We start from the raw sequence: 18655 nt of genomic DNA, 5'->3' as shown, positions 1-18655 counted from the left end.
AGATTACTGCATGGCAGGAACTCATCGCCAACCGGAGGTGAACATCGGTCTGGTCGGACACGTCGACCACGGGAAAACGACGCTCGTACGTGCGCTATCCGGTGAATGGACCGATCAGCACTCCGAGGAGATGAAGCGCGGCATCTCCATCCGGCTGGGTTACGCGGACGCGACCTTCCGGCGCTGTCCCGAGGAGGAGGCCCCCGAGTGTTACACAGTCGAGGATCATTGCGACGAACACGACGTCGACACGGAGGTCGCCCGGACGGTGTCGTTCGTCGACGCGCCCGGCCACGAGACGCTGATGGCCACGATGCTCTCCGGGGCGTCACTGATGGACGGCGCGGTGCTCGTCGTCGGCGCGAACGAGGAGGTGCCCCAACCCCAGACCGAGGAGCACCTGATGGCGCTCGACATCATCGGGATCGAGAACGTCGTCATCGCGCAGAACAAGATCGATCTCGTGGACGGCGAGGGGGCCCGCGAGAACTACGAGCAGATCCAGGAGTTCGTCGAGGGCACCGTCGCGGAGGACGCCCCGATCGTCCCGGTCTCGGCCGAACAGGAGATCAACCTGGACGTCCTCATCGAAACGATCGAGGAGGAGATCCCGACGCCGGAGCGCGACCCCGACGCCGACCCGCGGATGTACGTCGCGCGCTCCTTCGACATCAACCGCCCCGGCACGACGTGGGAGGGCCTCACCGGCGGCGTCCTCGGCGGCAGTCTCGTCGCGGGCGAACTCGACGTCGACGACGACCTCGAACTCCGCCCCGGCCGGGAGGTCGAGGAGGGCGGCCAATCCGAATGGCAGTCAATCTCGACGACCGTCCGCTCGCTGCAGGCGGGCGGTGAGGACGTCGACACCGTGACGCCCGGCGGCCTGCTTGGTGTGGGGACCGGCCTCGACCCGAGCATGACGAAGGGTGACGCGCTCGCCGGGCAGGTCGCTGGCCACCCCGAGGCGCTCCCGCCGACGTGGGAGTCCTTCGAGATGGAGGTCGACCTCCTCGAACGCCTCGTCGGCGCGGAGGAGGGCGAGACCATCGACGAGATCAACACCGGGGAACCGCTGATGCTCACCGTCGGGACCGCCACTACCGTCGGCGCGGTCACGTCCGCCCGCGAGGGCGAGTGTGAAGTGAACCTCAAACGCCCGGTCTGTGCCGAGACGGGCGACGTCATCGCCATCAACCGGCGTGTCGGCGCTCGCTGGCGGCTCATCGGTATCGGCCGTCTACAGGGGTAACATGACGGAACGGGTCGCAATCGACGCGAACGCGCTGATGATGCCGGTCGAGGTCGGCGTTCGCGTCTTCGACGAGCTCGATCGGGTCTGTGGCGACTACGACCCGGTCGTACCCGACGTCGTCGCCGACGAGCTCGCGACGCTCGCGGCCGGCAACGGCGAAGCGGCGACCGCGGCGGCGGTCGGCGCGGACCTCGCGACCCGCTGTGACGAACAGGAGACGGACGGACAGTACGCGGACGATGAACTCGTCGCGCTCGCCGATGCGGGCGCGGTCGACGTCGTCTGCACGAACGACGGCCCACTCCGCGAGCGCGTGCTCGCGGCCGGGACCCCGGTGATCCACCTCCGGGGCCGGAACCGACTCACACGCACGCATCCATAGATGTACAAGCGCGCACGCCTGAAGGACACGGTAGAAGTACCCCCGGAGCACCTGGCGGACGTCTCGCCGGACCTGGTGAAACGCTTACTCCAGGACAAGCTCGAGGGGCGCATGGACGAGGATCTCGGCAGCGTCGTCACGGTGACGGAGGTCCACGAGATCGGCGACGGTGCGGTCCTCCCGAACCGGCCCGGGGTGTATTACGAAGCGGAGTTCGACGCCGTCACGTTCGACCCCGAGATGCAGGAGGTCATCGACGGTCAGATCGTCGAGGTCGTGAACTTCGGGGCGTTCGTCGGGATCGGCCCCGTCGACGGCCTGCTGCACGTCAGTCAGATCAGCGACGAATATCTCGCGTACGACGAGCAGAACCAACAGCTCGCCAGTCGCGAGTCGAGCGACATCCTCGGCGTGGACGACGCGGTCCGCGCGCGGATCGTCACAAAGAGCATCGACGAACGCAATCCGCGCGAGTCGAAGATCGGCCTCACCGCCAAACAGCCCGGCCTCGGCAAGCACGAGTGGCTCCGCAAGGCCGACGAGAACCCGGAGGCCGAGTAGATGGCGTCGAACCGCCTCGCCTGCCACGACTGCCACCGGATCGTCGAGCCCGACGAGGACGTCTGTCCTTACTGCGGGTCGAACGACCTCACGGAGGACTGGGCGGGATACGTCGTCATCACGCATCCGGAGTCCTCCGAAATCGCGGAGAAGATGGAGGTCACCGAGGCGGGCGAATACGCGTTGAAGGTCCGCTGAGGCGACGATGGAGACCGTCGCGACGCTCCCGAAGAGCGCGCGCGCGTCGTTCAAGGAGCCGCTCGGCCCCGTGTTCACCGACGCACACGAACTCCTCGATGGCGCGGGCGAGCCGATCGTCGCGGTCGGCGACGTCGTGAGCGCGCACCTCGGACGGGCGGGCGTCACGCCGCACGTCACGGTCGTCGACGGGAAGACCGAGCGCGAGACGGTCGCCGACGCGGTGCTCGCGGACATCCCCGAGACGCCACGAACCGTCACAGTCGCCTCGGAGCCGGGGACGCTCTCCGCCGAGTTAGTGGCAGCGCTCCGCGATGCGATCGACGCCGAGGGCCCGACGCGGATCGAGGTCAAGGGCGAGGAGGATCTCGCGACGGTCCCGGCGGTCCTCCTCGCGCCCGCGGATGCGACGGTCGTCTACGGCCAGCCCGGTGAGGGGATGGTGCGCGCGAACGTCACCGCGGGCCTCCGCGAGCGGGTGCGGGAGTTGGCGGCGGAGTTGGAGACGACCGAAGAGTTCTGGCGGCTCGTCGAGCGGTAGTCATCCGCAACTCGGCTCTACTCCCGGGACTCGAAGTCGTGGAGCCACGCGATCGTGACGACGACGAGCCCGAAGAGCATCGCGAGGAAGCCGATGACGTAGAACGTCCCCGGACGACCCGTCGTGAGGAAGCCACCGACGAGGATCACGCCGAGGCCGAGACGCTGGAGCGATGCCGTACTCATCGAACCACCGTGGAGGGCATACGAACCGGGACGGGCGACGGCGCGAAAAGCGTTCGGTGGTGGACGCGGAGGCAGAAGTGGATGCGGTGCGGAACCGAGGATGGCGGGGCAGTGCGGAGGCGGCGAAGCGGTGCGGAGGCGGCGGGGCGGGGCGGGGCGGGGCGGGGCGGGGCGGACCACTCCGTACCCGCTCGCGGCGACGCCGCGAGGCCCCGAACCCCACCGTAGGTGGGGTGACGGGGCTTTTGGTCGAGCTTTTGCCAGCGCAGAGCGCGCCGCCGGCGCGCTCAAGCGCGGCAAAAGGTCGTTCGTAATGCTTTTACTCGGTTCGGCACCTTAGTGAATGACAACTGACCATGGAAATCGAAATCCTGAGCGAGGAGGGCAACCCGCTCCTCCACAGAGACGAGGTCCAGTTCGAGATCACACACGATGAGGCGACGCCGTCGCGCCTCTCCGTCCGCGACTCGCTCGCGGCGACGCTGGATAAGAACAGCGACGAGGTCGTCGTCCGCAGCCTCGACACGAAGTTCGGGATGCGTAAGACCGTGGGCTACGCGAAGGTCTACGAGTCCCCGGACGCCGCGATCGACGTCGAGCAGAGCCACATGCTCGAGCGGAACAAGATCGAGGCCGACGCGGCCGAGGAAGCGGAGGCTGAGGAATAATGTCCCGCGCCGACTACTACGACGACGAGGGCGAGGCGCAGAAGAACCAGTGTCCGCGCTGCGGCGACACCTTCCTCGCGGAGCACTCGGACCGCGAGCACTGCGGGAAGTGCGGGTACACCGAGTGGAAGTAACGCGCTAACGTCTTTTCATGCGCGTCGTCGGGATCGAAGGGACGGCGTGGTGTGCGAGCGCCGCGGTGTTCGACACGGAGCGCGATCGCGTCCGTATCGAGTCGGACGCGTACGAACCGGAGAGCGGCGGCATTCATCCGCGGGAGGCGGCCGAGCACATGCGCGAGGCGATCCCGGCGGTGATCGAGGCGACCCTGGCGAACGCCGAAGGGCCGATCGACGCGGTAGCGTTCGCACGCGGACCGGGCATCGGGCCGTGTCTCCGGATCGTCGGATCGGCGGCGCGTGCGCTCGCACAGGGTCTCGACGTACCGCTCGTGGGCGTGAACCACATGGTCGCGCACTTGGAAATAGGGCGACACCGCTCGGGGTTCGACTCGCCGGTGTGTCTGAACGCCTCGGGCGCGAACGCGCACGTACTGGGGTATCACAACGGCCGCTATCGCGTGCTCGGCGAGACGATGGACACGGGCGTCGGCAACGCCCTCGATAAGTTCACACGCCACGTCGGCTGGTCGCATCCGGGCGGCCCGAAGGTCGAAGAACACGCGAAACGGGGGGACTACGTCGAGTTCCCGTACGTCGTGAAGGGCATGGACTTCTCCTTCTCGGGGATCATGAGCGCCGCGAAGGACGCCTACGACGACGGGACGCCGGTCGAGGACGTCTGTTGTGGCTTACAGGAGACGGTGTTCGGGATGCTCACCGAGGTCGCCGAGCGCGCGCTCTCGTTGACGGGGCGCGACGAGCTCGTGTTGGGTGGTGGGGTCGGGCAGAACGCACGCCTCCGTGAGATGCTGGCGTCGATGTGCGAGCAGCGCGACGCCGACTTCTACGCGCCGGAACCGCGTTTCCTGCGGGATAACGCCGGGATGATCGCGGTGCTCGGCGCGAAGATGTACCGGGCGGGCGATACGCTCGCCATCGCGGAGTCGGCGGTCAACCCGGACTACCGGCCGGACGAAGTGCCGGTGACGTGGCGCGGCGACGCGGAGGACGTGTTACTCGGCGGCTCGGACGGCACCGACCTGCGCGGTGCGGAAGCGATCGTCGAGGGCGAGGGCGCGACGGTGACGAAGACCCGCCGACCGAAGGGGTATCGCCACGACGCGCTCGACGCGCGTCTCCGCCGGGAGCGGACGACGCAGGAAGCGCGCCTGCTCTCGGAGGCACGGCGCGTCGGCGTACCGACGCCGGTCGTGTACGACGTGGACGTCCCGGAGAGCACACTGACGCTGGAGCGCGTCGGCGACGCCGATCTGCGCGACGCGCTGACCGAGGCGCGCGTGGCGGCCGTCGCCGAACATCTCGCGGCGATCCATGGCGCAGGGTTCGTCCACGGGGACCCGACGACGCGGAACGCCCGCGTTTCGCGAAGCGGGGCGGAGAGCGACGGCACGGCGGCCGGGGGTCGTACGGCGGAAAGCGATCGCGTCCACCTCATCGACTTCGGCCTCGGCTACTACACGGACGACGTCGAGGATTACGCGATGGACCTCCGGGTCTTCGAGGGGTCGATCCGTGGGACAGCGAGCGACCCCGAACCCTTCGTCGCGGCGATCGAAGCGGCCTATCGGGCGGTTGGCGATCCCGACGTCGTCGCGCGACTGCGCGAGATCGAAGAGCGCGGACGCTACCAATAACATCCTCCTCGCCGTAAACGGCGGGACTCTCTCCTCGATTCAGGTAGGAAAGCGGAAAGTTTCTTCCCACCGCCCGTCGTATCCCGGGATATGCCCGAGAAGCCCACGTCCGGCGAGCTGTTCGGCGTCCCGTACAACTTCGAGCGCCCGTCGCTCTCGAACATGCTGAAGGCGTACTGGCAGCCCGGCGAGGGGATGCTCGTCGAGAAGCCGTTCGGCGTCGGCTACACGCTGAACCTCGCGAACTGGCGTTCGTGGATCGTCCTCGGCGTCGCCGGCGTCCTCCTCTGGCAGCAACAGAAGGGCGAGGGCGAGAGCGAGGACGGCGCGGTCGACGAGGCCGTCGAAGTCGTCGTCGACGAGTAGCGACCTCACCGTTCGCTTTTCGAACGTCCTTTGAGCGCCGCGGTGTAGATACGCGCATGAGCCTGCTGTTCGTGACGACGAACGCCGGGAAGGTGCGTGAAGCGCGCGACTACTTGGACGCCGACGTCGAGCAGTTCGACTACGACTACGCGGAGATCCAGAGCGATGAGCTCGCCGAGATTGCGGCGCGTGGCGCGCGCGAGTCCTTCGAGGCCGCGGGCGGCGACGAGCCAGTCATCGTCGACGACTCGGGGCTGTTCGTCGGCGGCCTTGAGGGGTTCCCGGGGCCGTACTCCTCGTACGTCGAGGACACGCTCGGAATCGAGCGCGTGTGGAAACTCGCCGAAGATCTCGACGACCGGGCAGCCGCGTTCCGCTCGGTGGTGGCGTACGCGGACGGCGAGACGGTCGAGACGTTCACGGGCGAGGTGCCCGGGCGGATCGTCGCACCGCGCGGGACGGGTGGCTTCGGCTTCGACCCGATCTTCGAGCACGACGGGGAGACGTTCGCGGAGATGGACACAGCGGCGAAGAATGCGGTCTCGCATCGCGGGCGCGCGCTCGCGTCGCTCGCGGACTGGCTGGCGGAACGCGAGTAGGGACCGACAGCCAGTCAGGCGCGCGGGTCGTGATCCGGGCCGGGGTAGTCGCCCCCGACGATCTCGGGGTGGAGGCGCTCGGGGTCGAAGAGGCGCGCGAACCCATCCGGCGGCGTGAAACTCGTCGTGACGTATTGCTTCACGGTGGCGTTCGTCTTCGCGCTCCGCAGCGACTCATCGAGTGTAAGAACGTGTGCGGCATCGCCGTGGGCGGCCGACGCGAGCGCCGGATGATCGCCCACGGGATGCTCAACGAGCGTCGCCATCGTCTCGACCGTCTCACGCCAGTCGGCGGCGAGGTCGACGTCGGCGAGCGCCGCGATGGTGGCTTCGGCGTCGTCGAGCAGCGGCTCGCTCGCGACGAGCGTGACCCACGAGTGGGCACGAACGACGTCGAGGGCGTCGCGGGCACTGCCACCGACGAGGAGGTCCGCGGCGAGGACGTCGGCATCGGCGACGACACGCGAGACGTCGGGGGCGTTCGGTTCGCGTCCGCCGTCAGTGACCGGCGACCCGTCGCGGTCGCATGGGCCGGTCGCCTCGCGCGGGTCAGTCATCAGCACTCCGGTGCTCGGCGAGCGCGTCGCGGATGTCGTCGATCGCGACGTCGTAGTCGGCGGCGCGGTCGAACAGCGCGTCCCAGCGTTCCATGCGCGGGGCGAGGGGCGGCGCGCTGATAAACTCATCCGCCGCCGTCGCGCTCCCCGTCGTTCGGGAGTGCGTGCCAGCGTTCGGGTGGGACGCCAACAGTCGTCTCGGTGGCAGGTTGCGTCTGCGTGTACGCGACGAGCGATGCGTCACCGACGGCGAGGGTAACCCGGTATGCGGCCGGTTCGCGGACGGTTCGGATGAGGCGCGCGGGGACGCTGTCGGGTGTGTCAGCCCCGACGTGGACGTGCTCGGGCCGCACGGCGAGCGTAGAAGCGGGGGCGTCGAGGGACGCGGGGAGATCGCGTCCGTCGACGACGCTCGCACCGGTAAACTCGGCGACGAAGCGGGTCGCGGGGCGCTCGAAGACCTCGTCGGTGGGGCCGACCTGTGCGACGCGACCGTCCCGGAGGACGGCAATCCGGTCGGCGACGGCGCGCGCGGTCGTCCGGTCGTGGGTGACGTACACCGCGGTTTCGTCGGCGAGCACGTCGACGAGGTCGGCGCGGAGACGCTCGCGCGTCGGCGCGTCGAGTGCGGAGAGCGGTTCGTCGAGGAGGAAGGCGTCCGGGCGGACGGCGAGCGCGCGAGCGAGCGCGACGCGTTGGGCTTCCCCGCCCGAGAGCGTCTCGGGGGAGCGCTCGGCGAGATCCGCGACACCGAGGCGCGCGAGGAGGGCGTCGGGGTCGCGTGCGTCGTCGTGATACTTCGTCCCGAAGGCGACGTTCTCGCGGACAGAGAGGTGAGAGAAGAGCGCGTACTGCTGGAAGACGAAGCCGAACCCGCGATCCTCGGGCGGCGAATCGTCGAGCGCGCGGCCCTCAAGCGTCACCGTCCCGTCGTAGTCGTGGAACCCCGCGAGGAGTCGGAGGAGCAGCGTCTTACCGCTCCCGGAGGGGCCGAGCAGACAGAGCGTCTCGCCGTCGTCAACGGAGAGGTCGGCGGCGACGTCGAACGTCGTCGCGTCGTCACGGAAGTCGGCGCTGACGTCGAAGCGAAGCATCAGGTCCACCTCCCGGTTTCGCGGGTGAGCGTGCGGACGACGAGGAAGACGGCGACACAGACGGCCAGGAGGCAGACGGCGACGGCGACGGCGGCGTCGAAGTTCACGTCGAGTTCGCGGACGACGAAGACGGAGCCGAACATCGCCTGCACGCGCTCGCCAGCGGGCGGGTAGAAGACGGAGACGTTGTAGGCGACGACGGCGACCGCGCCGTACTCGGAGACGGCACGCGCCCACGAGAGGACGGCCCCGGAGAGGACGCCGCGAACGGCGAGCGGCGCGGTGACGCGCCGAAAGGTCTCGAAGCGCGACGCGCCGAGCGAGCGGGCGGCGCGTTCGGCGTCCCGATCGACCGCCTCGAACCCCTCGCGCGCGCCGTTGACGGCGTAGGGCGCGCTGACGAACGTGAGCGCGAGGACGAGGCCCGGGACGGCACCAAGCACGGGGAGCGTCGGGAACGCGCCACTTTCGCCGAACGCGAGAAGGACGGCGAGGCCGGCGACGCTGTGCGGGACGACGAGCGGGAGATCGATGAGCGCCTCGACGACCGGCCCGCCAGGAAAGTCGCGGCGCAACAGGAGCGCGAGCGGAACGCCGAGGAGGCAGGCGAGAAGGGTCGCGAGCAGGGGGCCATAGAGGGAGACGTAGAGCGTCCGACGGACGTCCGGGCGGGCGAGCGCTGCGAGCACCGCGCCCGGCGACGTGAAGCTGACGAGCGTGACGAGCGGGTAGACGAGCGCGACGAGGAGCGCGCCGCCGAGGATCGCGGCGGCGATACCGAAGGTGCCGCGATCGGCGAGCGCGCCGAGACACGCGGCGCTCGCGACGGCGAACGCGACGTACCAAGTAGGGCGGCCAAGCGCGCTCGCGACGAGGAACGCCGTGAGCTGGACGGCCGCGACGGCGAGCACGAGCGCGCGGGGAGAAATCGACGTCACCCGATCACGGTCGACGAGCACGGCTCAGAGGGAGAGCGGGCCGAGCGAGGACTGTGCCTCGGCTGCTGCCATCACGGGCTCGGGCACGGCATCGGCGTGGGCCGCCGGAACGGCGGCGGTATCGAGGGCCGCAAAGCCGTCCGCGTCGAGCGTCGCCGCGCCGTCGCTGAGCATGTACGCGATCCACGACGCGCCCGCGTCGGGGTGTGCAGCGGTGCTCGGGACCGTGACGCCGTAGGCGATGGGCGCGCCGGTGTAGGTCGTCCCGCCGGCCTCGACCGTGACCTCCGCGTAGTGGTCCGCGTACGCGCTCGTCGATCCGGAGAGATCGACGGCCGTCTGGAGATCGACCGTCTCGACATCGTGGGTCGCGCCGAAGGAGCGATACGACCACGCGTAGTCGAGTTTGCCGGCCTGAAGCTGGCCGATGAGATCGACCTCATCGCTCGCGGGGATCGTGGCGTTTTCCGTCAGCGCCGACGCAGTGGCCTCGTCGTAGAGCGCTTCGCCCTCGAAGGGGATCGCACCGAGATCCATCGACATGATGGCGCGATAGCCGTTCGGATCGACCGCGGGATCGGAGTGACCGACGGCCACGTCGTCGCGCGCGAGGATGTCCCACCACGTTTCGGGACCGAACTCCTCGCTGTACGCCGATTTCTCGGTGTACGCGACGGTCATCGCGTTCGTCGCGAACACCGCGTACCAATCGCCGTAGTCGGGGAGGAGGCCGTCGCGGAGGAGCCGGAAGTCCGCGACTGCGAGGACGTCCGCGGCGCGGTGTGGCGGCTGCGTGACCTTTTTCGTCGAACGCACCGACCCCGCGGACTCCTGTGCCACCGTGACGTTGTGACTCGCGGTGTATCCGGCCTCGAGGTCGGCGAACGCCGCCGTGAGGCTCCCGGCGTGGAAGACCGTGAGCGCGTCGGCGGCCGTTCGTGTCCCCGTGGCATCGCCCCCCACGTCGGCCGTGCCCGCGCCCACACAGCCCGCGACCCCCGCGACGCTTCCCGCTCCGAGCGCCGCCAGGACGTCCCGGCGCGAGCGTTGTTTCGACATGGGAATAACGGGTGGTCGAATCGACATAACGGTTTTGCTCGGCCGACGAGTACGACGCGTATGGACGCCGACGCCGGCTTCGACGCCAGTCTTCGCGCCGACGACGTGGCGTTCGGAGCGCGTGATGCCGCTCTCCTCCGCGCAATCGACGCCGCGGGATCGCTGAACGCCGCAAGCGACCGACTCGGGCGCTCCTACTCGCGCGCCCACGAGCGCCTCGACGTGCTGGAGGACGCCTTCGGCCCGCTCGTCGAACGGACGCGCGGCGGCCCCAGCGGCGGCGGCACGACGCTCACGGACGGCGGCCGCGCGCTCGTCGCGCGCTTCGAGCGCCTCCGCGCCGGCTACACCGCCATCGCGGAAACGACCGTCGCCGTTCTCGACGGCACCGTGACGGAGCGAACGGGCGAGCTCGGCGTCGTCGATACCGACGCGGGGCCGATCCGCGCGCTCGTCCCACCCGAGACCGACCGCGTCGCCGTGAGTGTCCGCGCCGACGCCGTCACGCTCCACGATCCTGACGAGACGCCGGCCGCCGACGCCACGAGCGCGCGCAATCGCTTCGAGGGCGTCGTCACACGCGTCGAACGCGGTGACGCCGTCGCCCGCGTCGGTGTGGACATCGGTGCAGGGAAAACACTGGACGCGTTGCTCACGGCGGACAGCGTCGATCGACTCGGCATCGGGGAGGGAGCGTCGGTGGTCGCGTCGTTCAAAGCCACTGCGACGCGCGCGACGCCGCGGGAGGCGTGAACGACGGAATACGGAGTAGCAAAACGGAGGAAGCCTAGGCCGGGATTTGAACCCGGGGTCTCGTCCTTACCAAGGACGCGCTTTACCGAGGAGGCCTTCGGCCCTGAAAGCGGCTACCTTTGCCGCAAACGCCCACTTTGCGTGCTTCTTATCTATCCATTAGCAACCCTACTTATAAAATAATTGGGTATTCGGCCCCGTATGCCGTCTGTGGACACCGGAAATCGACAAACGTGTTCGGGTGAGTGTTGCCCTACTCGACACACCATAATTGTGAGGGGTGTTGTGTGGTTCATATGTGTGGCCCCACTTCATCGAGGGGAGTACCCCCGTTCGTTTCAGAAATACTGGGGTGAACCAGCTGGAAAGGAGAGCGTGTATATGTATCAGCGTCTGATTTTTGTACACCCCTGTTCAAGCAACATCACGGCGATGGTGTTGGAATCATACTACCGTTTGGAGGCGTGGGCCGAAGACCTCCCACGACTGAAATTCGCCATCGCAGTGGGTATTGCGAGCTTCATCGGTGTATTTGCTGCGAGTCTGTTTTTCCAAGGAGTGAACACTGTCCACGCAGTGATGATGGGAGTTACGACGGTGGTCGTCTACTATGCGTTTGACCCACGATAGACTCTCCCGCTGTACGTACCGAAGGTACTCGCCACATCGATGGCGGTTCGTCGTTTAGTCGTCGTCAGCGGTGTATGCGCCGCCCCGACGCTTGATACGTGCGACGATGAGCCGTCGGTCGTCCTGCCGGAAGCTCACTGAGAGCCGGAACTCCCCGACGCGTATCTTCTTGTACGGGCTGTTCTGGAGCGGCTCACCGTAGTCCGGCGGGTCGCGCCACGGCGAGGAAACGATTTCATCGAGCTTGTCGAGTATCCGGTCTTGGTCGGCGGGGGACAGCCCGTCGAGGTCGTCTTCAGCCGTCGAGGATAGTTCCCACGTCCACCCGTCGTCACTCATCGCTCGTGCCGAACCGCTCGCGGGCTTCCTCCGCGCTCGTCGTCCGTCCCTCGCGGATGTCCTCCTCGGCTTCGAGCAGGGCGACGAGTTCGTCGCGGTCGAACGTCGGGAACTCGACGGCGTCCCGAAGCGTGTACCGGATGAACTCGCTTCGGCTGTTGAACCCGCGTCCCTGCCACGTATCGTCTATCTGTTCGAGGAAGGACTCGGTGAGTTTGAAATTCACTGTGGCGATATCGTCCCCGCCGTCGCCGTTTGTGGCCGCTTCGGACATATAGACGTAATACGTTAGTCTTACCAATAGTCGTTTCGGCGGAACATCACTCACCGCGTGACCGACGTGGATAGCCGCATCGAGGGGATTTTTCTATCACATTCCTGACTACGGTTCATCGTCCGTCCTGTGAGTGTGGATTAGCGAAATTCGGGGTGTCACTTGGGGGGACGCGCCCCCGGTCGATTTGGGGGCAATCCCGCCGCTGTCTGTGGATTGTTTTGTGTGTCCTGACAATTTAGCGAATCGCAGTACGGCGAGGGATGGCCTGTTTAGCGAGAGAAGTGAATCTTGAACGGGTTTCGTTCAGACGAGTGTAGGCAGAAAAGTGTGCGCACAAGGGGTGTACGCCAGAAAGAGCCTAGGCCGGGATTTGAACCCGGGGTCTCGTCCTTACCAAGGACGCGCTTTACCGCTAAGCTACCCAGGCAGGCACTCTTCCGTAGCCCGGTTTCGACTTTAGGGGTTTCGATCCGCGATCGTCAGTGATCGGTCGCCGAAGGGCGGACCGCGTCGTCACCGTCGGGCGCGGACGGGCCGGCGACGCGCGCCATGACCTCCGCGGGGTGCTCCGGAAGGACGTCCTCGGGCGCGCCGAGCGGGCGTTCGCCCCACGAGTCCGCGAGGCCGACGGCGTACTGCCGGAGGCTGAGCGGGACGTCCGTCGTGGAGGCACTCGCGCCCGCGACGACGGCGAGGTCGAAGACCGACGCTTCGAGCGATCGGGTCGACGACTCGCGACCCGCCTGGACGTCCGTGCGCTCGCGGCCGAACTCCCGCACGGTGCGGACGGCCGCGTCCGCCGCTTCCGTGCGCGCGAGCAGGCGAAAGCCCTTCGCGACGAGCACGTCCGCGGCGAGCACGTCGAGATCCGCGGGCGTGTCCGCATCGTCACCGTCGGCCGTCCACGGGACCGCCGTCACGAGTTCGCGAGTGAGCGCGAGTCCCTCGTAGACGAGCAGGACGCCGGCGGCACGCTCGGCGAGCCCGTCGTCAGTGTGGCCGGACGTCGCGTCGGCGGCGAAGAAGACGAGCGCACCCGGAACGGCCGAGCAGTCCGAAAGGCGCTCGACCATCGCGCGCTGGAGGTCGGACGGTTCGACGTCCCGAACCGCATCGCGTGCGGCGGCCCGGGCCCGGTCGGCCTCTTCCATTACTCCGATGTAGCCCGGCGAACGGCAAAGGCCTTTGGAAAGCACGGACGCACGCCGCACGACCCGTTTTGCACTCAGAAGAGCGCGTCCGGTGCGGGCGGGACGTGGCGCTTATGCTCGCTCGCCGCGTGGAGCTCTCGGACGTGCTCGACGTTCTCGACGGTCGTCTCGGCGATCTCCGCGGTGGCCCCCGGCGGAACCCCGCCGTCGATCGTCAGCGCGATGATCGCGTCCAGGGTGTCGTAATCCATCCCGATCTCCTCCTCGTCCGTCTGACCGGCCCAGAGGCCCGCAGTCGGCGTCTTCTCGACGAGCTCCGTCGCCGCGCCGAGGTCGGCGGCGAGCTGGCGAACCTGCTGTTTATACAGCGTACCGAGCGGGTGACAGTCGACTGCGCCGTCGCCGTACTTCGTGAAGTAGCCGATCGCCGCCTCGGTGCGGTTGCCCGTCCCGATGACGAGCGCCCCCTCGTGGTTAGCGACGAGATAGAGGAGGACTGCCCGCGTTCGCGCACGGGCGTTCCCGACGGCGAGCCGATCACCTTCCACCTCGGGGACGGCGTCGAGGAGTTCGTCCACGATGGGGTTGATCTCGAGGACATCGTACTCGATCCCGAGCGACTCGGCGACGCGCTCGGCGTCGCTCATGTTGTCCGCGTCGCTCACCTCGCCCGGCAGCACGAGGCCGTGGACGTTCTCCGCGCCAAGGGCCTCGACCGCGAGGTACGCCGTCGTCGTCGAGTCCACGCCGCCCGAAAGCCCGATGACCGCGCGCTCGGCGTCGGCGTCCGCCAGTTGCCCCTCGATGAACGTCTCGATGTGGGCGCGCTGTGCGTCGAGTTCCTTCTCCGAGAACCGCAGGTCGAGCGGCTCGATGTCGGACATGTACGCTGCTACACCCGGCGACGACTAAAACCCACTCGCCGACGCGAAACGGTGGACACGCGTCCAGTAGCGAAACGCTACGTTCAAGTGGGAGAACGGATTACGAAAGCGTGCATCGGGCACTGGTGTTGTGCGGAACGGCGTTCCGCGGAGCACGGTGCGCGAGGGAAACGAGTGCACCGGTGGTCTAGTGGTAGGACATGAGCTTCCCAAGCTCATAGCCCGGGTTCAATTCCCGGCCGGTGCATTTCTACTGCGAACGCAGGTGAGCAGTAAAATCGCCCGCCGGGAATTGAGCCAGGCAGTCGCAGCGTTCGAAAATCGCGAGCGGTTTTCGAGCGAACAGAACTCGAAGAGTTCTGTTAACGCCGAGCAGCGCGAGGCGAGACGTCTGCCGCTGTTCGATTCCCGGCCGGTGCATTTCCATCTTTTTCCCGCTCGGGTGCGCTCCGCGCACCCGCTCCCCGCAAAAACACGGTCCGCGCGAGCGGAGCGAGTGCGGGACTAGCGGCCGTAGGTCCCGCGAGGGGAAAACTCCCGCGAGCCGAAGGCTCGCGGTACAGTATCTAGCCGCCCGTGTCGTACTACGACTGCCCTCCTCCTCGTGATTCATCCACTAGATAGACGGGGGAGATGCGACCGCGAAGACCGCCTCAGACCGTGCTCTGGAGGATGCCGCTGGTACGGACGAAGAAGTAGACGACGAAGGCGAGTGCGAGGAGCCACTGACCGAGGCGAACCTCGTCGTAGTCGCCGACGGCGGTCTTGACGATGGGGTAGGAGATGATACCGGCGGCGATGCCGTACGCGATGGAGTAGGTGAAGGGCATCACGAGGATTGTGAGGCCGGCGGGGATCGCGTGCGTGAGGTCGTCCCAGTCGATCGCGGTGACGTTCGAGAGCATGAGGATGGCGACAACGACGAGCGCGATGTGACTCACGTACTGCGGAATAGCGGCGGCGAGGGGGACGACGACGAGGGAGACGAGGAAGAGGAGCGCGACGACGAGCGCGACCATCCCCGTTCGGCCACCCTCCTCGACGCCGGTCGCGGACTCGACGTACGTCGTGACGGTGGAGGTCCCAAGCATGCCACCGACGGTCGTCCCGATCGCGTCCGCCATCAGGGGTTTGTCGGCGTCCGGGAGGTCGCCCTCGTCGTCGAGGAAGCCGCCGGCCTGCCCGACGCCGACGAGCGTGCCCGCGGTGTCGAAGAAGTCGACGAAGAAAAACGTGAAGACGATGAGCGCGAAGCCGAACGCTTCGATGTTCCCGAATCCCTGCGCGAAAGCACCGACGAGTGGGCTAATATCGTACTGGGCCTGTGGGAGGGCGCTGGCGTCGAATCCACCCGGCTGGGCCCACCCCCCAATGAGCGTCGTGGGGGTGACGACGCCGACGAGCGTGAGGACGAGGGCGACGGCGGTCGTGCTGAGAATGCCGATGACGATGGACCCCTTGACGCCGCGGGCGTAGAGCGCGAGCGTGAGGAGGAGACCGAGGACGGCGAGGAGGGCGCGCGGGTCGCTGGCAACGGGGCCGAGCGTGACGAGGGTCGCCCCCGAGTTCACCACGATACCCATCGCCTGAAGGCCGATGATGGCGAGGAAGAGCCCGATACCCGTACCGACCGCGAACTTGACCGGCTCGGGAAAGAGGTTGATGACGTACTCACGGGCACCGACCGCGGTGAGGAGGATGAAGATCACGCCTTCGGTGACGACGGCTGCGAGCGCGGTCTGCCACGAGATGCCGAGGACGTTCGGGTTGACGACGGTGAACGCGAAGAAGGCGTTGAGGCCGAGGCCGGGCGCGAGGCCGAACGGCCGGTTCGCGTAGAACGCCATCACGAGCATGGCGACGGCCGAAGCGACGAGGGTGACGACCGCGATCATCTGGACCGTCTGCGCGTCCGTGTAGCCGGCGATGGCGATACCGGGCTTGGCGAGCGAGCCGTCCGGATTGTGCGTAGCCGCAAGGACGCTCGGATTGACGACGACGATGTACGACATCGCAAGGAACGTCGTGATGCCGCCGATCACCTCCGTTCGTACGTCGGTGTTGTGCTCCTCGAAGCCGAAGTAGTCCGCGAGTGAATCGGTGAACCCCATACGGTACGTCCGTGGATACCCCGTCGTGTGGACTTAACTGTTCCCACCTCGCTTGCACGACACTGTTGGTATCGATCGGTTCACTCGATACGTTCGACACGTTTGTGCTGAAAATACGGGAAGATCAGTCGAGTTCGGCCAACGCGCCGGTCGTGGCGTCGGTGCGGGCCCGAGCGCGCTCGATCCCCTCGTCGCCCGCGGCGATGAGGGCGAAGACGCCCGCGACGTCGGCCTCGGCGGTCGCGACGATGTCGAGGAGGAGCTCTTGGGTCTCGCCCGATCGGATGAGGTCGTCGACGACGAGGACGGTCTCGCCGGCGTCGATCGCAGCAGCAGGAAGGTAGTAGGTGAGTTCGATTCCGGACTGGAGGCGCTTGCGAGCCTCGATGAACTCGTTGACCGCCGTCTCCTTCGATTTCTTCGCGTACGCACAGCGCGCGTCGTAGTACGAGGCGAGCGCGGCGGCGAGCGTGATCCCGTCGGTGGCGGCCGTAAGGACGACGTCCGGCCGCTCGAAGTCGAACGACTCGGCGGCGACGGGCGCGACGAGGTCGAGGAACGCCTGATCGAAGACGACGCCGGAGTTATCGACGTACCCCTCGTCGTCGAGGCGAACCCGCTCCGCGAGTTCGTCGCGGAGGACGCGCTCGCCGATCTCCGAGACGACGGCGTGGGCGCGGTCGGCACTCGGGAGGACGTGGCCGTTCACGTAGCGGTTCAGGTCGCCCGCCGGGAGGTCCGTCTCCTCGGCGAGTTCGTCGTACGTTCGCGTCTCCTTCAGCGTACGCAGGACGGAGACGGCCTGCAGTTGGAGGGCGGCCTTCTCTGCGCGGTTCATACAGCTAGTCATGATTGCAGAGGTATGAATATCTCGAATTAATGTCCCGGGGAAAGGGTCAGTGTTGCGCAAACGTGTAGTGGCGACGTCACGCGATCAGTGTGTACACGAGCGAGGGGGTAGGAAGCGAGTGAGGGCAGGACGATTTCGGTCGCGTGCGCGATCAGTGAGGACCAACCAGCGAGGGGTGGTGAGGGCCGATCGGTGAGGCGAGCCGTCGATCGGGAGCGTGCGGTCACACAGGGCGTGTGAAGTGCTACCGTTCGACGTCGAGGAGGTCGCTCGCGGTGACGAGTGCGTCCATTTCGACGCCGTGCTCCGAGAGGCGTTCCTCGCCGCCCTCCTCGCGATCGACGACGAGGAGCGCGCGGTTCACTTCCGCGCCGGCGTCGCGCAGCGCCTCGACGGCGTCGACGGCCGACTGCCCGGTCGTCGCGATGTCCTCGACGACGACGATCTCCTCGCCCTCGACGAGACGGCCCTCGATCCGGTTCGCGGTGCCGTACTCCTTTGCCTTCTTGCGCGCGATGACGTACGGGACGTCCGCGGTGATCGCCGTCGCGGCGGCGAGCGGGACCCCGCCGAGCGCGACGCCGCCGAGTTTCGCGTCGGCGTCGAGCCGCTCGGCGAACGCCTCCGCGATAAGGCGCAGACAACGGGGGTCGGTCTCGAAGAGGTACTTATCGACGTAGTACTCGGAGGTCCCGCCGTGTGAGAGTTCGAACTCGCCGTACTGGACCGCGTCGGCGTCCTGCAGGGCCGCGATGAGCGCGTCGTCCGTCATTAGCCAAAGAGGGGGTGGGGAGGCCGATAAACGACGCGATTACGCGACGGCTACCACGGCTCGTCCTTCAGCCCGAGGAGGTACGCGATCCCGTTGGTGAGGACGTGGAGGGCGGGCGTGAGGACGAGCACGACGACGACGACGGTAAGTGTGAAGGTATCGCGGAACCAGCCGGGTGCGGCGACGGCCGTGAGCGCGAGAGCGATGACGACGAAGTCGAGCTGGTCGAGGAGGGGGAAGGCGGCACCGCGTTCGCGCCCCGATCGCCGCTTGAGGAAGGAGGCGAGGATGTCGCCGAGCATCGCGCCGAACGGGAGCGTGAGGGCGACGACCAGCGGGAACCGTGGGAGGGCGAGGCCGAGGCCACTCGAGACGGCCGGCGCGACGGCGTTGAGGACGAGCGCGAGCGCCGCGCCGGCGAGCGTCCCGAAGAGGGTGCCGCGCCACGTCTTGCCGTCGCCGAGGAGTCGGTTGCCGTCGCGCCACGTCCGACCGCCGTCGATGGGGCGGCCACCGCCCGCGAGGACGGCCGCGTTGTTCGGGACGTACGCGGGCAGCATCGTCCAGAACGCGACGACGACAGCCTCGACTGCGTGCATGGCTCCTCGGTGCGTCGCCGGGTGCTTAACGCCTTAGATCTCGGCCCGGCCGACGGCGGCGAACGCGGTCGTCGCCACCGCCGACGCTAGAGGTTTATCCCGGTCCTCGCGC

24 protein-coding genes and 2 tRNA genes are annotated in these 18655 nt (G+C 67.6%); 12 read left to right on the top strand and 14 right to left on the bottom strand.

The window, feature by feature from the left end; all coding sequences use genetic code 11:
• Window positions 1-10: 10 nt before the first annotated feature.
• The 5 genes from ABDZ36_RS14065 to ABDZ36_RS14045 are packed head-to-tail and all read left to right on the top strand — an operon-like array spanning window position 11 to window position 2934.
• Window positions 11-1249: a translation initiation factor IF-2 subunit gamma gene (locus ABDZ36_RS14065; protein ID WP_211312799.1), complete on the top strand. Its 1239-nt coding sequence runs from the start codon at window positions 11-13 to the stop codon at window positions 1247-1249.
• Window position 1250: 1 nt separating this feature from the next.
• Window positions 1251-1634 carry a PIN domain-containing protein gene (locus ABDZ36_RS14060; protein ID WP_211312800.1) on the top strand — a complete coding sequence of 128 codons (384 nt, stop codon included), beginning with the start codon at window positions 1251-1253 and terminating at the stop codon, window positions 1632-1634.
• The gene (locus tag ABDZ36_RS14055) at window positions 1635-2195 is read left to right on the top strand and encodes a DNA-directed RNA polymerase (protein WP_211312801.1); all 561 of its coding nucleotides are present in this window, start codon (window positions 1635-1637) and stop codon (window positions 2193-2195) included.
• On the top strand, window positions 2196-2393 hold the full coding sequence (gene spt4, locus ABDZ36_RS14050; RefSeq protein WP_211312802.1) for a transcription elongation factor subunit Spt4: 198 nt from the start codon (window positions 2196-2198) through the stop codon (window positions 2391-2393).
• A gap of 7 nt (window positions 2394-2400) precedes the next feature.
• A complete protein-coding gene (locus ABDZ36_RS14045) occupies window positions 2401-2934 on the top strand; it encodes a GTP-dependent dephospho-CoA kinase family protein (protein WP_211312803.1) in 534 nt (177 codons plus the stop codon).
• A gap of 17 nt (window positions 2935-2951) precedes the next feature.
• Here the strand turns inward: ABDZ36_RS14045 and ABDZ36_RS14040 are convergent, their stop codons facing one another.
• Window positions 2952-3119, bottom strand: a complete 168-nt coding sequence (locus ABDZ36_RS14040) for a hypothetical protein (protein WP_211312804.1) — start codon at window positions 3117-3119, stop codon at window positions 2952-2954.
• A gap of 356 nt (window positions 3120-3475) precedes the next feature.
• Between ABDZ36_RS14040 and ABDZ36_RS14035 the strand changes: the two genes are divergently transcribed.
• The 5 genes from ABDZ36_RS14035 to ABDZ36_RS14015 all read left to right on the top strand — a co-directional run bounded on the left by ABDZ36_RS14035 (window position 3476) and on the right by ABDZ36_RS14015 (window position 6529).
• The gene (locus tag ABDZ36_RS14035) at window positions 3476-3787 is read left to right on the top strand and encodes a 30S ribosomal protein S24e (protein ID WP_211312805.1); all 312 of its coding nucleotides are present in this window, start codon (window positions 3476-3478) and stop codon (window positions 3785-3787) included.
• Window positions 3787-3921, top strand: coding sequence for a 30S ribosomal protein S27ae (locus tag ABDZ36_RS14030; protein ID WP_211312806.1), 135 nt, complete (start codon window positions 3787-3789; stop codon window positions 3919-3921). Before ABDZ36_RS14035 ends, ABDZ36_RS14030 begins: the two co-directional genes overlap by 1 nt.
• Before the next feature lie 17 nt (window positions 3922-3938).
• Entirely contained in the window at window positions 3939-5564 is a 1626-nt protein-coding gene (locus ABDZ36_RS14025) for a bifunctional N(6)-L-threonylcarbamoyladenine synthase/serine/threonine protein kinase (RefSeq protein WP_211312807.1), read from the top strand.
• Window positions 5565-5654: 90 nt separating this feature from the next.
• Window positions 5655-5930 carry a DUF5808 domain-containing protein gene (locus ABDZ36_RS14020; RefSeq protein ID WP_211312808.1) on the top strand — a complete coding sequence of 92 codons (276 nt, stop codon included), beginning with the start codon at window positions 5655-5657 and terminating at the stop codon, window positions 5928-5930.
• A 56-nt stretch (window positions 5931-5986) separates the two neighbouring features.
• On the top strand, window positions 5987-6529 hold the full coding sequence (locus tag ABDZ36_RS14015) for an XTP/dITP diphosphatase (protein WP_211312809.1): 543 nt from the start codon (window positions 5987-5989) through the stop codon (window positions 6527-6529).
• 14 nt (window positions 6530-6543) lie between these two features.
• On the opposite strand, the gene ABDZ36_RS14010 is transcribed toward ABDZ36_RS14015, so the two are convergent.
• The 4 genes from ABDZ36_RS14010 to ABDZ36_RS13995 all read right to left on the bottom strand — a co-directional run bounded on the left by ABDZ36_RS14010 (window position 6544) and on the right by ABDZ36_RS13995 (window position 10177).
• The gene (locus ABDZ36_RS14010; RefSeq protein ID WP_343749362.1) at window positions 6544-7086 is read right to left on the bottom strand and encodes a DUF7384 family protein; all 543 of its coding nucleotides are present in this window, start codon (window positions 7084-7086) and stop codon (window positions 6544-6546) included.
• A 125-nt stretch (window positions 7087-7211) separates the two neighbouring features.
• Window positions 7212-8180, bottom strand: a complete 969-nt coding sequence (locus tag ABDZ36_RS14005) for an ABC transporter ATP-binding protein (RefSeq protein WP_211312810.1) — start codon at window positions 8178-8180, stop codon at window positions 7212-7214.
• Window positions 8180-9139, bottom strand: a complete 960-nt coding sequence (locus tag ABDZ36_RS14000) for an ABC transporter permease (RefSeq protein WP_211312811.1) — start codon at window positions 9137-9139, stop codon at window positions 8180-8182. Before ABDZ36_RS14000 ends, ABDZ36_RS14005 begins: the two co-directional genes overlap by 1 nt.
• Before the next feature lie 3 nt (window positions 9140-9142).
• Window positions 9143-10177: an extracellular solute-binding protein gene (locus tag ABDZ36_RS13995; protein WP_211312812.1), complete on the bottom strand. Its 1035-nt coding sequence runs from the start codon at window positions 10175-10177 to the stop codon at window positions 9143-9145.
• 60 nt (window positions 10178-10237) lie between these two features.
• Between ABDZ36_RS13995 and ABDZ36_RS13990 the strand changes: the two genes are divergently transcribed.
• Entirely contained in the window at window positions 10238-10930 is a 693-nt protein-coding gene (locus ABDZ36_RS13990) for a TOBE domain-containing protein (RefSeq protein ID WP_211312813.1), read from the top strand.
• A 684-nt stretch (window positions 10931-11614) separates the two neighbouring features.
• Here the strand turns inward: ABDZ36_RS13990 and ABDZ36_RS13985 are convergent.
• From ABDZ36_RS13985 to ABDZ36_RS13965, 5 genes are all read right to left on the bottom strand, one after another.
• Window positions 11615-11899, bottom strand: coding sequence for a type II toxin-antitoxin system RelE family toxin (locus ABDZ36_RS13985; protein ID WP_211312814.1), 285 nt, complete (start codon window positions 11897-11899; stop codon window positions 11615-11617).
• The gene (locus ABDZ36_RS13980; RefSeq protein WP_211312815.1) at window positions 11892-12173 is read right to left on the bottom strand and encodes a ribbon-helix-helix domain-containing protein; all 282 of its coding nucleotides are present in this window, start codon (window positions 12171-12173) and stop codon (window positions 11892-11894) included. Before ABDZ36_RS13980 ends, ABDZ36_RS13985 begins: the two co-directional genes overlap by 8 nt.
• Window positions 12174-12531: 358 nt before the next feature.
• Window positions 12532-12603, bottom strand: a tRNA-Thr gene (locus tag ABDZ36_RS13975).
• 52 nt (window positions 12604-12655) lie between these two features.
• Window positions 12656-13327 (bottom strand): DUF7114 family protein, encoded by a 672-nt coding sequence (locus ABDZ36_RS13970; RefSeq protein ID WP_211312816.1) that lies wholly within the window; start codon window positions 13325-13327, stop codon window positions 12656-12658.
• 74 nt (window positions 13328-13401) lie between these two features.
• The gene (locus ABDZ36_RS13965) at window positions 13402-14211 is read right to left on the bottom strand and encodes an NAD+ synthase (protein ID WP_211312817.1); all 810 of its coding nucleotides are present in this window, start codon (window positions 14209-14211) and stop codon (window positions 13402-13404) included.
• 176 nt (window positions 14212-14387) lie between these two features.
• Here ABDZ36_RS13965 and ABDZ36_RS13960 point away from each other — a divergent pair.
• Window positions 14388-14458, top strand: a tRNA-Gly gene (locus ABDZ36_RS13960).
• A 406-nt stretch (window positions 14459-14864) separates the two neighbouring features.
• Here ABDZ36_RS13960 and ABDZ36_RS13955 read toward each other — a convergent pair.
• From ABDZ36_RS13955 to ABDZ36_RS13940, 4 genes are all read right to left on the bottom strand, one after another.
• Window positions 14865-16322 (bottom strand): NCS2 family permease, encoded by a 1458-nt coding sequence (locus ABDZ36_RS13955; RefSeq protein ID WP_211312818.1) that lies wholly within the window; start codon window positions 16320-16322, stop codon window positions 14865-14867.
• A gap of 124 nt (window positions 16323-16446) precedes the next feature.
• Window positions 16447-17160, bottom strand: coding sequence for a phosphoribosyltransferase family protein (locus ABDZ36_RS13950; RefSeq protein ID WP_211312819.1), 714 nt, complete (start codon window positions 17158-17160; stop codon window positions 16447-16449).
• Between the two features lie 256 nt (window positions 17161-17416).
• Window positions 17417-17944: an orotate phosphoribosyltransferase gene (pyrE, locus tag ABDZ36_RS13945; protein ID WP_211312820.1), complete on the bottom strand. Its 528-nt coding sequence runs from the start codon at window positions 17942-17944 to the stop codon at window positions 17417-17419.
• Window positions 17945-17994: 50 nt separating this feature from the next.
• On the bottom strand, window positions 17995-18543 hold the full coding sequence (locus ABDZ36_RS13940; protein ID WP_211312821.1) for a CDP-2,3-bis-(O-geranylgeranyl)-sn-glycerol synthase: 549 nt from the start codon (window positions 18541-18543) through the stop codon (window positions 17995-17997).
• Between the last annotated feature and the right edge of the window lie 112 nt (window positions 18544-18655).

It is taken from the genome of Halarchaeum salinum, from assembly GCF_039520965.1.
In the GTDB taxonomy this organism is placed as follows: Archaea; Halobacteriota; Halobacteria; order Halobacteriales; family Halobacteriaceae; genus Halarchaeum; species Halarchaeum salinum.
This window is presented reverse-complemented; position numbering and strand designations above follow the sequence as displayed.